Source organism: Croceibacterium ferulae, from assembly GCF_003660445.1.
GTDB lineage: Bacteria > Pseudomonadota > Alphaproteobacteria > Sphingomonadales > Sphingomonadaceae > Croceibacterium > Croceibacterium ferulae.
The window spans coordinates 1-12,360 of sequence record NZ_QZVQ01000017.1; the positions used below are offsets into that span (position 1 = coordinate 1).

Here is a 12,360-nt window from a genome sequence, read left to right on the forward strand (position 1 = left end):
GACTTCCTGAATCAGCACAGCTCGCCGAAATCAAGCTGCTGATTGGGTTTGGACCCTAGAAGCGAAACTGTGGACGGGCGAAAGTTAAAGCTCATCAAGCAGATGGCAAACTCTGTGCGACACGCGGACACTGGCACACACCGCGCTCCTGAACCGCCCATTGCTTTGGGTGACGCTGAAGCCGCCGTTCGCCGGGCCGTCGACGCCGCCGTGCGATCGCTCAACTGAAGAGCAGCTGCTGACGGCATTGACACCAGCCAACCCCCGTTGAGGCTCCGCACACGCACTGGTAAGTAAGGGTGATGCAGCATCGCCTTAGTTACCCTCCGGTCGGTCGATGCATCTACTGCGGCGGGACAAGCCACCTCACACTTGAACATATCGTACCGTACAGCCTTGGCGGCGTGGTGAAGCTGCCTCAAGCTAGTTGCCGCGAATGCGCAACTTTGACCGCCATTTTCGAAGGTCGCTTAGCTCGCACAATGTTCGGTAACTTTAGGATCAGAGCTAACTTCCCGACTAGAAGGCGCGCCGCTCGGCCGGTCAGAATCAAAGCGACTGATCCAGCCACTGGCGAGCACGTGTGGCTTGATCCTGAAGAAAGTATCGTGGTCCTTCCGATGGTCCACTTTTTGCCGCCAGGCATGTTACGTGACCCACCTGTCGAGCCGGAAGATTGGACTGGCGCGACGCTGGAGGCTAAAGAGATCATGCCCGCCCGCCCAGTACCTTGGGAGAAGGCGACGCAGAATCAACTTACCTTCGATCAGACCTTCAATGTTGAGTGTCTCGCGTTGACACTGGCGAAGATCGGACATGCCTACGCGGCGGCGGAGTTTGGGTTAGATAATTTTGAACCATTCCTCCCCGCGATCATCAGGGGCGAGCGCGGTTGCATACACACCTATGTTGGCGGCGATGTAGAACAGCTTCAGGACCCCGGCTTGCTTCATAGCATTCGACTGCGGCTCGGGCATCCAAGCTACGGTAGCCGCGCGGATTTCCTCTTGATGGTGTCTATCGGCCTGCTGTCTCAGTTCGGTTCGCCAACTGCCTTGGTGATCGTTGGCCGCGCAAAGGAAGATTGGGCGTGGCGAGAGGCTGAACGACACTCCGAGGCATCACAAGCGCAACGAGGCAGCGAAAGAAGTGGCAGAGCGTCGGGCAAGGACGCTGCGCTGTAACGCTGCATCAGTTGAGCTGACAGTGCCGACGCCCCCTGCGGTGACCCTCAGTCCGCCAGCGTTCCGTCAGGCACTCAGCGGTCCGGTACGGTGCCATAACGCCACCGTTGAACAGGGGCCTCCCACCGGAACCTCTAGGTGGCTCTCAGGACCTCATAGGTTAGAGCTATGAGGTAGAGCGGATGGGCACAGGATGAAAAAAGCAGGGCCTCGGACCCCCACGCTCAAACCTACGCACCCGCGCAATACCGCTTCACGGTCGCCGGGGAGGGGCTGAAGTGACGGGCTGTGTCGGAGATGCTAGCCTCGTTCGCCTGCCGACACGCCTTCACCGCCGCCGCATCGGCCGCATAGGGCCTGCCAAGGCTCTCCTTGCCCCGATGGGTCCTGCCGGTGGCCTGTAGGGCTGCGCGGGCCGCCTGCCGGCCAGCCGCCGTTCGCTCTGCGATCCTGCGCCGCTCCATCTCCGCCGCCTGCGCCAGCACGGCAAGGATCAGCTCTCCAACGCCCCGGCCAATAGCCCCGATGGCATGAAAGTCGACGGTGACGCTCGCGGCGATCAGCCGGCGGACGGTCGATTGCACGTCCAGCGCGTCACGGCCCGACCGGTCGACTGCGTAAACATGCGCCGTGTCGCCGCTGCGGACGGAGGAGAGCATGGCCGCAAAGCCGCCAGTTGTGGACTGCCTAAGGCGTGCGCTTGAGAGCTGCTCCGGCCGATGCTACTTTTGGTTGCATGGCTAATTGCACAGCACCATCGCGGGGTCACCGATCAGCAAGCGCGGCAGCCAACTGCCCGGCATGCCGCAGCCGGTACGGTCGTTCCAGCGGTTATAGCGGGTTCGGATCGTACCATAACACGACTTACTCGTCCCTCGGTAGTAGCTCGTCCAGAAGCCTCGGTGGCGGCCAAGCCAGTGGTGGTGGAACCAGCAGCAATTCCAGGCCGCGCTGGTCGCGAGGTGGTTCGTCCGTGGTATACACGCCTGCCGAGGTGCGGGCGCTTACACCCGTTCGCGAGAACGTCGAAAGGCGAGCGTCGCAGCCTGAATTGCGCGACGTGTTCCTCTGCCATGCTTGGGACGATCGCAAAGGTGCCGCTAGGGATTTGCACGACCTACTCGAAAGCCACGATGTCTCTGTCTGGTTTAGCGAGAAGGACGTCCTGCTCGGCACGTCATTGCTTCGTGAAATCGATAAGGGATTGGCACGGTCACGGGTTGGCATCGTGCTGGTTACGCCGGCGTTCCTAAGCAGAGTCGCAGCAGAGGGGATAGCCGACAAAGAGCTTTCGGCGCTCCTCGCGCGTGACCTCCTGGTCCCTATCGTGCACGGCACCACCTATAACGCTCTTCGCGACGTCAGCCCGTTGCTCGGCTCAAGGAGCGGCCTGAGCACCGAAGAAGAGCCGATGGCCGCCGTCGCGGCCAAGCTCGCCGAACTAGTAGCTCCTTAGCTCTATCGCCGAATTGCTGAGCCGATCGCCGGAGCTGACTGCTCAAGAGGCAACGGCCTCGGCCCGTGTCTCCCGCCGAATGTTGCCCAAAATCCGCTGCCCGCACCCAAGGTCGCCGACGATGTCTATTGGCTTCTCACCGCGCCGCGCCAGCGGAGACTGAGCTCCGGCCCCGTGTCGCACAGACCTCCAGTCCTTCTGAATGAAGCCACACGCTCCCAAGGTGCCTCCGGTTACGCAATGGACAATGTCGCTCTTCAGCAAACTGAATATGTCCTGCGTGAGGCGCTAGGCGCTCCGGGATTGTGAAGACGAGTGGTTGATTGGCAAAGCTCATCGACGCCATGAATTACAGGGAGGAGTTATGTCGACACTCGACGGACAGATGGCGTTGACAAACGACGACCACCTGGAGGGCCTGAGATGGTTCGTCGATCACACTGGAAGCGATGTGCCGTGGCCCGCCCCTCTTCCCTCAGGGCTCTACCTGGTGAACAAGGCAAAGGGCATCCACAAGCCAAAAGGTTGGGATCACGCCTTAAGCGTGCGGCAAAGCCTAAGTGGGCCCTACGAGGACCGCGAGGTTGAAGTTCAGAGCGATGGGAGCTGGAGGTTCGACTACTATCAGGAGGGCAACGATCCCAGTAACAGGGATGACGACTACACCAACCGTGCCCTGGTCCGGAACATGCTCGACGGCATCCCAGTAGGCGTTCTCATCCAGGTAAAAAGCAAGCCAAATCCGCGGTACCGGGTTATGGGCCTGGCGCAGGTTTCCGCTTGGGCCGGCGGCTACTTTCGTCTGAATGGTTTTAGCCCTTCCGGTGAACTCGGTGGACCAGAAGATGCCTCAGCAATCGACAAGCTGGCTGCAATTCTGGCCACGGAGCCCATCGACACTACGGACGCCCGGCGCCGCATCAACATCGCCATTGTGGCCCGCCAAGGAACTGGAGCTTTTCGGAAGGCTGCACTGCAAGCCTTCCAGGGCCGCTGCGTGATAACCGGTTACGACGTCCCCGAAGTTCTGGAAGCTGCGCACATCGTGCCATACCTGGGAGTTGCCACCAATGTTCTCACCAACACCCTACTACTTCGGGCTGACATTCACACCTTGTTTGATCGCGGGCTCCTCTCTGTTTGCGCAGACACGCTGAAAGTCCAGCTCGCGCCTTCGCTGAAGACTGGCATCTACGGCGACCTAGATGGCAGCGTGGTCAAGCTGCCGGCCGGTGATCCGACACCGTGGAAAACGAGCCTCAAGCAGCGACGGGACCTCGGCAGCGAGTAACCCAAGGCAACACATCAAGCGCTGAAGAAGCCTTCATCCAACGCTTGGATCTCCACGATCCCGAGGACCCTCGTGCCCACCTTGTATTTTAGCATCAGTGCGGCGAACTCATTGCCATCGATGAGGACGATTTGGCGGGTGGCGTTCTGCGCCTGGTGGACAGCGTCCTTCGTGAACGTTGAGGCGGTGACAAACAGCCCTTTTGGTGCTCTCACCAGGTCAAGCGCCCCATTGAAGTCACGGATTTCCCGGGAGCCAACTGTGTTCCCGTCGGCGTAACGCTTCGCCTGGATGTAGACACGGTCGAGACCCAGAGGGTCCTGGTGAACCACTCCGTCGATCCCCCGATCCCCAGAACCTCCTAACGCCCGAGCCATTTCAGCGGCGCCGGTACCGTAACCCATGCGCAAAAGGAGTTGCACGATCAACTCCTCGAACTCAGCGGGTGTCATGGACCTGACCCGCTCGAGCAGTTCGGCCCTGAGGCCCTTCTCCAGATCAGCTCGAGCGGCCTCGATGCGCTCCTCTGGGGTCCACTCGGATGCCTCGCGGACAGGTCCCAGCTGCTCCGCCTCCGGTGCGGGAGAACGACCCGAGGCGCTCGAGGTCTTCCAGGCGACGAACTCAGGGTTACGGGAAAGGGTGCCGCCGTCGATACGAGCGGGGTTCTCAGCAAGTAGACCAGTGCCCACCTGAGTGATCTGCGCCTGGCCTCTGGCTGGGCTGCTAAGCAAGCCGGCACGTGCCATGTAGGTTTTGGCCCAATGCAGCCGGTTGTGGAACAGGCTTTGGCGCCCGCTCGGCAGACGTTCTGCCAGGTCCTGGTCGCTGAGGCCCAGCTTATTTGCCATGACCGGGAGGAGGTCTTTGATCGACATCGGCCTCGCAGCCGCAGCGTATTCCTGCAGGAGGGGCAGCATCAAATCTTCGTAGGTCGGTATCGCCATGGTTGTTCCTGTCCTCTCGGCGGAAACTCGTGTCCACCTACGCCACCAGCTTGCGCCTCACGTCCTCAATCACCGCCTCGAGCCCCTGTCCGCCTACTCATAGTCCTCATCGCCACCGATCCAATGGATCGCGCCGCTTCCAAAGGTCACGCGTCGCCACGGGGTTCCTTCGGGCACTTCAGGCGGGACAAAAGGTGCTGTGGGCTCCTCGGCAACAACTGGGGGCTCGGGCGGCCCGAACTGTTTTTTAGGCACCTGAGGGGCCACGTAAGCGGGGTCGTAGAAGGTGAACCAGGTCCCGAAGAACTCTTCGGCGCCGTCGAACTCCAACCTTATCCCGTTGCAGTGCAGGAGAGGTCCAAGGTGCATGTCACAGACGGCGACATCCTCCCCGGCTATGATCCCCAAGCCGTTCCAGCCTGCCAGGATATACTCGACGTCCTCCCAAGACATGCAGGTTAGCGAGAAGAGCTGGCCTTCCGGACAGTTTGGTCGGTACCGCTCAATGAAGGCCTGAACTCCGTCGGGATAGCTCCGGGCCACCGCCGACCGTTTCACGATCACCGACTGGAAGTGGACCGGCAGCGGGTTGGGGTCGAAGTAGATGCGCGATGTCATTATAGCTCACGCTCCTGTTGAAGCGCGTGATGCGGCTGGGGCACCCGGAGCCTGGTAGTGGGTCCTATTCATGGATCTAATATTTCGTCACGAGTGCTTTCTCCTTCCGATCCGTGTCGCGACGGGACGAGCATCAGGACAACTGGTTGAAACGACACGGACAAGGATTCTCTACCAGTCATCTTCTGCCACTCCCGCCCTGTAGACGGGTTCGGCGATCGGCAATCCAGGGCGTAAGCGATACATCCAGCCGTCCTCACCATCGCCCTCGCTTCCTGGAAAAGGAGTAACTCCAAGTGCCGAATGGTAGTGCCGCATCATTGCTCGTTGGCGCCGAGTTTGGGCCTCAATGTATTTGCTCGAACCGCTTCCCTCATATTCGAGAGGGAAGGCCTTGAGGATCAGAAGGCTCCAGTCCTTGCTGAAGTCGATCAGGGCCTTGGTTGCTAGTGCAAAGCGCCCGCCTTTCGAATACGCCGGGTTCATCCAGGCACCGGAGAGCTCCAGAATTGTGCCGTAGTCCGATACCTCGGACACCTCTTCCCAGTGGTAACGGACCACCTCTGCCATTTCCGCCCGAATGACCGATGTCGCGTCCGCCCAGTCGAAAAAAGAGCGATCGTCGATCAGGGGTTCAGGCCGTAGTTCGGTGACCTCGAAGCTCCCGGCATGGTCATCGCCCATATAGAGCTTCGCTTGCGTCACTCGCTGCTTAACGCTTGGGAAGTCTGGTTCAGGGGTCTGCCACCTGGACCGGTGATAGTGCATCTGCAGTTCTTCGTTTTCGTGTCGCACGGTCATCATCGAAGGTGTCCGCTCGATTCCATTCGGGAACAGCGGATCAACGGCTTGACGTCGGAGGCGGTCAGGTTTGGCCAGTGCGGCACGACGACGATAGGCGGCGGCCATGGCTCGGCGCTCCTCTGTTGAAGCGCGTGATGCCACTCAGGGCACCCGGAGCTGGTGAATGAAACAGATGATATCCCAGATCGACATCGGAGTCTACCAGCTCGAAGTCAGCCAGGTGCGTCGAGTTGGTCAATGGTGAACCCTCCGCCTGGATAGGGCTCGAATAGCTCAGGATAGACAATTGCGAGGTGTTCCGAGCGAAGATGTCGTTCGGCCAGGTAGATCACGACATCGGACTCCCCCAAGAGGCGGCTGAGGTTTGGTCCTTTCATATTCAAAGCCGCCGCTAGGTCCTTCTTGGCTATCCGCTTCACTTTGTTGGTGAATCCATCTTCCAGCAGTGCGATTAGTTGACCGGCCCTCCCGCAAACCTCAGGAGCGTCGGGGGCCCAACGCTCAATCATGCAGCCGGGAAAGACCTCGGAAAGCAGGTCGAACGCGCCCACATTTTTGGAGGCGATCACGTAGGCTTGGCAGTTCCCAGCCACCCCATTTTCGTTGCGCCTGACATGGGCTCGCGTCAGTGCCTGCAGTAGGTTGTGCCGGTATTCTCCGGCCATCAGATCTGGCCCGACATCTTCTTCGACGGATACACCGCAAGCTGCCGCAAGTGCTCGGTAACCTGACGTGCCGTAGGTAAGCTGCCCGATCAGGACCACCCGCCTGCAATGTGCGTAGGCGTTGGTGCCGTGGTGCATGCCCCAGGTCAGGAAGTTCAGCCGTTCACCATTGTTGGCCTTCAGCGCCTTCCGGAGCATGTCCTCGACCGAGTGGGACTTATAGGACACGACGAGCCAGTCCGAAGCACCCTCATCCTCATCAATGATCGTGGCGAGCGCTTCGACGATGGCATCGCTCGCGCCGGGCTTGTTCAAAGCCTCCTTCCCCACCGAGCGTTGCCACAGGTGCACCCGAAGGTTGCTGTAGTTCTTAGCAGCGGCGGGCACCGGCGAGGGCCAGGGTGCGGCCATCGACCTGTATGCCGCGGTCGACCCGGCCGAGGCCCACGCCGCGACCATCGAGGTGCGCCCGAGCAAGACGATCGACATGGCCTTCGGCCTGATCGGCTTCACCGGCGAATATGGCGACGGCAACGGTCTGCTGGGCACCATCGGCAGCCCGCCGATGCGCCTGGAGGCCCAAACTTGGACGAGGATGGCCATCAGCTCCGGCGAGCAGGAAGCGCAGGGCACCACCCTGGTCGTGTCCGTGATGGGCGATGGCGTCGCCTGGGCCGCCGGTGACACGCTAGAGGTCCGCAACCTCAAGGTGGTGAAAGGCAGCGCCCTGCCCTGACACGGCGGCATCTTCCCGCCAAGCTATTCCCCCTCTACGGAAGGGGGCTTCGGATGTCCCCACATCCCTGAAACCAGCGAGCCTGCACTCGCACTCCATGGGCAGCGCGCCTGTCCCCAATGAGTACCCTTCCGCGTCAAAGGCGCGGAAGGGGAATCGTGCAGGAACACCATCATGTCTACCCCTTTTGTTCTCGTTTCCCCAACTGCACCCGCTACCGGCAACATCGGCGGCAAACGCAACCTCGCCAAACGGGTTTGCGCCATTATCGATGCGATGCCGCGCTCCAGCTATGCCGAGCCGTTCGTCGGCACGAGCGGCATTTTCCTGCGCCGCATGCGCCGCCCAAGGCCGAGGCGATCAACGATATTTCCGGAGATGTGGTGGGCCTGTTCCGCTGCTTGCGGAGCACTACTCGTACCTAATCGATATGCTGCGCTTCCGGGTCACGAGCCGGGCCGAGGTCGAGCGGCTGCTCGCCCCACGGCCCGACTGTCTGACGGATCTGCAGCGTGCCGTGCGCTTCTTCTACGTCCAACGGCTCGCCTTCGGTGACAAGGTCGCCGGTCGCAACTTCGGTGTCGATGCGGCGGCGCCGGCGTAGTTCGACGTCGGCAAGCTGGAGCCGGTGCTGGCCAAGATCCATGACCGCCTGCAATCGGTGGTGATCCGAAAAGTTAGCGGAAGCGTGTGGTGAAATTAAGCGCACCACGATCAAGTTGTTTGTTCGATATAAGTGCGTTCCTCATGGACGTTTCTCATAGTAGATTGGCAAACAATCCCACAATTTCTTACATCCTGCCTGCTTCACCCAATCTGTCATTTACCTCCGAGTTTAATAAAATCGCGCGGTGAGCCCGTCGCACCATAGGTCTTAATACGAACCTGTTTAAAGCGCGCCGAAACAGACCCGCGTTGGGCTCACTTGGGATGCATCGCATAAAGTCTGAAAGCCATAGGTTTTTTTCAGCAAGCTCCTCCGAGCTCTTCTCTAAACTTGAAACCTGACTTGCAAGAGATTTAACTCTGTTGCGCTCTTCGACAAGCCGCACAGCCAATACTTCTTTTTGGGACTTCAAGGCTGCGGTTTCCTGCTCTCGTAATGAAAGGTACTTATCCCTTTCACTTCGGGCCCTATGCAGTTTTTCAGTGAGTTTGCGGTTCTTAAACTTTTGGTATTCGAGGTCATCTGCAGTCGCATCGGTAGCGGGAAGAACACTTTCAGTTCCTGCGTCGCCGTCAGAACCGTTGGAGAGATGACACGTAGGAGAAAGGGGATTGAGATCCGCCAGAGCGTCTGGGGCAGCCATAAAGCGGGGAAACAGGGCGGAATGCTTCTCGGTGCAAACCGCGGACAAAGCTTCGATCGAAACTAGACAAAGGCAACCATGTGCCTCTTCAGGCGGCCCATCGATACTGAAGATCAACGTCAGCCGTGTGCGGTCAGAGGCGAAATGAACAGGTAGTACAATTTGCTGAAAACCACTTATCCCCTCAAGTGAAGCGATGAGAACGCCGTCTAGCGTAATCTCTAGAGGAACCGAACTCCGTCCCGCAATCGGGTCTATTTCAAGGTCGATCCTGAGGCTTTCGCACCCTTCCGGGACCGAAATAACCAAGCGCGGTGAGACCCCTCCATTTGCAAACCGGACGTCCACTGGATTGTAAGTCCACCCCTCCCGCAAGATGCCTCTAAGCAGTCCGTGCTGATCGGCGGCGACAGGCTTATCCAACGGCAGCGTCGGGTCCATAACCGATGCAAAGTTTGATCCAAAGGCAGACCAAGAGAAATCAAGAACCGTTGAGCGAACGTCGGTGCTAACATCACTCGCAGCCCATCGTAGCGCTTCTATAACGGCATCTACCTTTGGTTCGCAGTCCAAAATGCGCCCATTCACCTTATCGACCACAAGGTCTTCCACAAACCCAGTCCGGGTGGCCACAGGTACGCAGTTCGAAAACATCGCTTCTACAAGTGGTATTGGACCTCCTTCAAGGTTGGAGAGAGACAAGTAGATGTCAATCTCTTTGAAGTAGCGCGGGAAGTCTTCATATTTTGCTGTGACATACGTCAAGTTTTCGCAGCTTAGCAAAGCATCGAAGTTAGCAAAATTATTCCAAGACAGGCGAGCGTTGGCAATTTCAGATGGGTCGGGAGCCAAAAGCAGAAACTGCATGTCTGGCGCCGCCTTGATGACAGCAAGCAGCAAATCCGGACACTTGCGCTCGTAGTATGCCCCGACAATCCCAACCGCTCGTCCGCTTCGAGCTTTGTAAGTGAAAAGCTCCGAATCAGCCCCGCCGATGATTGTGTGTAAGCGCTGCGGCTCAAGTCCAAGAAACTCCAACGCTCTTCGATGATTGGAGTTAGCTGTGAAAATTCCATCAGCATGTTGCATGGCAGTAACAAAGTTTTTAATTGCGCCTGCATCAATAAAGTTTGGATGTGTAAACCACACGTAATTCAATGCATTGCGAACCAAGCTTTCTTTCGCATAAACCGCGGTAAAGAGTTTATAGTGCGAGAAAAAGTACATCCTAGCTGGTGGAACCCAACCCGAAATGCGGTCGTTTCTTTCTGTATAGATAATGGTTGATTGTAGTTTTAGGGACTCACTGATTACTTTGCAAATTTTCTCTAGAATCCATCCGCGAGAGTTGTAGTTAACTACAAAAACTACGTCGTATACAGGATCTAGAAACGCTGCGGTGGTAGATTTAACAACGCTTGGAGCGTCGCCGTTTGTCGATATTGAGGTGGTGGTCATGCCCGATCTCTTAGAAAGTTGTCCGCGGACAAACATATCCCACAAAGTTCATGAGACGGGTTTGCCGTTGTTCCCAGGTGTAGGAGTAAGCCAGCGCCGTATTTTCCAGAGCAATATGCCCAAACTTGTAGGTCGAAAGAGATTTTCTTATAGCTAATATCATTGATGATACGATTCCAGCATCATAGTACTGAAGACATAGCTCTTGGTCAGAAAATCGTTCGGTGACAGGAATGCGAGCTGCGACAATTGGCTTGCCCGCCATCAGGTACTCAAAGAATTTTAATGGCGATGTGATAGCAGGTCGCCCATCTGCCGATCGCGATAGAAGCAGTACATCTGCTGCCTGTTGAATCTCGCACATTGTGTGGTGCGGCAAATAGCCGAGTAGCCTAACATTGCTTAAGCGCAATGTCTCGATAAGCGGCCTCCATTGCGCAACATCAGCCGCATGCCCACCGCAGAAAATGAACATTGTATCAGCCATGGCCTGCGCTGCATGCAAGATATCAGGGATACCCCGTTCAAATTGCATGCCGCCACTGTAAACGACCAAGTTCTCGAAGTAATTTCCTAGGAAGTAGTTACGCCAATTTCGAGCCTCTGCGACCATTGAAGAAGCTGCAGACGAATTAACACCGCTGTCGAGAACCAAAATTTTTTCCTCCGGCACTCCTTGGTTCAGCAAAGTCTCTTTGACAGCCTGCGTGATCGCGACAATGGCTCTACAATTAGGTCGATTTACCGCCAGGTCTTTCCAACCTTTAAAAGCACATTGATAGTCTTCATCGTGATGCTCAAGCACGAAGTTTATACCTCTACGATCTGAAGCAATTGCAATAGCTGGATCTCTCGTATGAACTAAACCTGCCTGCGGAAAAATGCTCGTTACCCAAGCAGCAGGAATCTGTTGTTCATTATCAGTAATAAGCTTCTTCACGTTTACCAGAGACAACTCGAAGTTGGTCGCGACATTGTATAACTGCGCGATACATCTTTTCGCGGCGCTTATTCCGGCGATACTCTCAATAGGGAAATCGGACTTGGAAACGTCACCAACTAGTGATGTCGGGACCCCAAGCGCTTGGGTAGCAGCAGCAGTGTTTGCCGCCCAGATCTGACGAGCACGAGCTGTCCTAATCAACGGATCGTCGGCCTTAGTAGCGACAATGTATCGACCTAAAGACAAGAACGGGTTAAATGTTACGGAAGGTGCAATCCCGGCTTGATCTATGCGTTGCATAAACGTCATTTACGACTCTCTTAATTACAATAATCAGTGATGTTGGTGCGTTTGTTGGAGAAGTCAGGTTGAGACGTACTTAGCTGATCGCTCTCGCACCCTCCATGTCAGATTTTCGGAGCCAGTTAGCGTTAGCTCGGAAGATCTAAGTCCCGTCACGCCGCCAGCGCATCCTCCTGATGGTCGCGCAGCACGTAGCCGCGGCCCCACACGGTTTCGATATAGTTCTCGCCCCCGCAGGCGCCCGACAGCTTCTTGCGCAGCTTGCAGATGAAGACGTCGATGATCTTCAGCTCGGGCTCGTCGATGCCGCCATACAGGTGGTTGAGGAACATCTCCTTCGTCAGCGTGGTGCCCTTGCGCAGGGACAGCAGCTCCAGCATGGCATATTCCTTGCCGGTCAGGTGCACGCGGGCGCCATCGACTTCCACCGTCTTGCCATCCAGGTTCACCGCCAGCTTGCCGGTGCGGATGACCGATTGGCTGTGCCCCTTTGACCGGCGGACCACCGCATGGATGCGGGCGATCAGCTCGTCCCGATGGAACGGCTTGGTCACGTAATCGTCCGCGCCGAAGCCGAAGGAGCGGACCTTGCTGTCCAGTTCCGAAATGCCCGACAGGATCAGCACCGGCGTCTGCACCTTGGCG

General features: G+C 57.5%; 12 protein-coding genes and 2 pseudogenes. 5 read left to right on the forward strand and 9 right to left on the reverse strand.

Features of this window, described 5'->3' with window-relative positions; all coding sequences use genetic code 11:
- Positions 1-302: 302 nt before the first annotated feature.
- Both D5S08_RS17545 and D5S08_RS15210 read left to right on the forward strand, forming a co-directional pair.
- Positions 303-431, forward strand: a pseudogene (locus tag D5S08_RS17545) (hypothetical protein); the annotation flags it as partial.
- A 51-nt stretch (positions 432-482) separates the two neighbouring features.
- Positions 483-1,184 carry a hypothetical protein gene (locus D5S08_RS15210; protein WP_241557461.1) on the forward strand — a complete coding sequence of 234 codons (702 nt, stop codon included), beginning with the start codon at positions 483-485 and terminating at the stop codon, positions 1,182-1,184.
- A 230-nt stretch (positions 1,185-1,414) separates the two neighbouring features.
- On the opposite strand, the pseudogene D5S08_RS15215 reads toward D5S08_RS15210, so the two are convergent.
- Positions 1,415-1,849 (reverse strand): annotated as a pseudogene (locus tag D5S08_RS15215) (recombinase family protein); the annotation flags it as partial.
- A gap of 395 nt (positions 1,850-2,244) precedes the next feature.
- On the opposite strand from D5S08_RS15215, the gene D5S08_RS17245 reads away from it, so the two are divergent.
- Positions 2,245-2,640: a toll/interleukin-1 receptor domain-containing protein gene (locus tag D5S08_RS17245; RefSeq protein WP_241557462.1), complete on the forward strand. Its 396-nt coding sequence runs from the start codon at positions 2,245-2,247 to the stop codon at positions 2,638-2,640.
- Positions 2,641-3,004: 364 nt separating this feature from the next.
- On the forward strand, positions 3,005-3,931 hold the full coding sequence (locus tag D5S08_RS15225; RefSeq protein WP_121120056.1) for an HNH endonuclease: 927 nt from the start codon (positions 3,005-3,007) through the stop codon (positions 3,929-3,931).
- A 14-nt stretch (positions 3,932-3,945) separates the two neighbouring features.
- Here D5S08_RS15225 and D5S08_RS15230 read toward each other — a convergent pair whose 3' ends face one another.
- The 4 genes from D5S08_RS15230 to D5S08_RS15245 form a co-directional block, all read right to left on the reverse strand.
- Positions 3,946-4,878: a restriction endonuclease gene (locus tag D5S08_RS15230; protein ID WP_121120057.1), complete on the reverse strand. Its 933-nt coding sequence runs from the start codon at positions 4,876-4,878 to the stop codon at positions 3,946-3,948.
- A 93-nt stretch (positions 4,879-4,971) separates the two neighbouring features.
- Positions 4,972-5,496: a hypothetical protein gene (locus tag D5S08_RS15235; RefSeq protein ID WP_121120058.1), complete on the reverse strand. Its 525-nt coding sequence runs from the start codon at positions 5,494-5,496 to the stop codon at positions 4,972-4,974.
- A gap of 171 nt (positions 5,497-5,667) precedes the next feature.
- Complete coding sequence (locus D5S08_RS15240) at positions 5,668-6,405, reverse strand: hypothetical protein (protein WP_126665611.1); 738 nt, start codon at positions 6,403-6,405, stop codon at positions 5,668-5,670.
- Positions 6,406-6,512: 107 nt separating this feature from the next.
- Positions 6,513-7,454 (reverse strand): hypothetical protein, encoded by a 942-nt coding sequence (locus D5S08_RS15245; RefSeq protein ID WP_121120060.1) that lies wholly within the window; start codon positions 7,452-7,454, stop codon positions 6,513-6,515.
- Here D5S08_RS15245 and D5S08_RS15250 point away from each other — a divergent pair.
- Complete coding sequence (locus tag D5S08_RS15250) at positions 7,429-7,701, forward strand: hypothetical protein (protein ID WP_126665612.1); 273 nt, start codon at positions 7,429-7,431, stop codon at positions 7,699-7,701. The two genes, D5S08_RS15245 and D5S08_RS15250, sit on opposite strands and share 26 nt — an antisense overlap.
- A gap of 421 nt (positions 7,702-8,122) precedes the next feature.
- Here D5S08_RS15250 and D5S08_RS16785 read toward each other — a convergent pair whose 3' ends face one another.
- The 4 genes from D5S08_RS16785 to D5S08_RS15270 form a co-directional block, all read right to left on the reverse strand.
- The gene (locus D5S08_RS16785; RefSeq protein ID WP_155522988.1) at positions 8,123-8,419 is read right to left on the reverse strand and encodes a hypothetical protein; all 297 of its coding nucleotides are present in this window, start codon (positions 8,417-8,419) and stop codon (positions 8,123-8,125) included.
- 73 nt (positions 8,420-8,492) lie between these two features.
- On the reverse strand, positions 8,493-10,469 hold the full coding sequence (locus D5S08_RS15260; protein ID WP_162302011.1) for a glycosyltransferase: 1,977 nt from the start codon (positions 10,467-10,469) through the stop codon (positions 8,493-8,495).
- Between the two features lie 10 nt (positions 10,470-10,479).
- Positions 10,480-11,721 carry a glycosyltransferase gene (locus D5S08_RS15265; protein WP_121120063.1) on the reverse strand — a complete coding sequence of 414 codons (1,242 nt, stop codon included), beginning with the start codon at positions 11,719-11,721 and terminating at the stop codon, positions 10,480-10,482.
- A gap of 146 nt (positions 11,722-11,867) precedes the next feature.
- Positions 11,868-12,360: response regulator transcription factor (locus D5S08_RS15270; RefSeq protein ID WP_145963213.1), on the reverse strand; the 493-nt coding region annotated here is incomplete at its 5' end.

Coding starts and splice junctions, on each gene's coding strand:
- D5S08_RS15245 (WP_121120060.1), bottom strand. CDS start 7,454: ATGTCGATCGTCTTGCTCGGGCGCACCTCGATGGTCGCGGCGTGGGCC.
- D5S08_RS15225 (WP_121120056.1), top strand. CDS start 3,005: ATGTCGACACTCGACGGACAGATGGCGTTGACAAACGACGACCACCTG.
- D5S08_RS15210 (WP_241557461.1), top strand. CDS start 483: ATGTTCGGTAACTTTAGGATCAGAGCTAACTTCCCGACTAGAAGGCGC.
- D5S08_RS15240 (WP_126665611.1), bottom strand. CDS start 6,405: ATGGCCGCCGCCTATCGTCGTCGTGCCGCACTGGCCAAACCTGACCGC.
- D5S08_RS15235 (WP_121120058.1), bottom strand. CDS start 5,496: ATGACATCGCGCATCTACTTCGACCCCAACCCGCTGCCGGTCCACTTC.
- D5S08_RS15265 (WP_121120063.1), bottom strand. CDS start 11,721: ATGACGTTTATGCAACGCATAGATCAAGCCGGGATTGCACCTTCCGTA.
- D5S08_RS15260 (WP_162302011.1), bottom strand. CDS start 10,469: ATGACCACCACCTCAATATCGACAAACGGCGACGCTCCAAGCGTTGTT.
- D5S08_RS15230 (WP_121120057.1), bottom strand. CDS start 4,878: ATGGCGATACCGACCTACGAAGATTTGATGCTGCCCCTCCTGCAGGAA.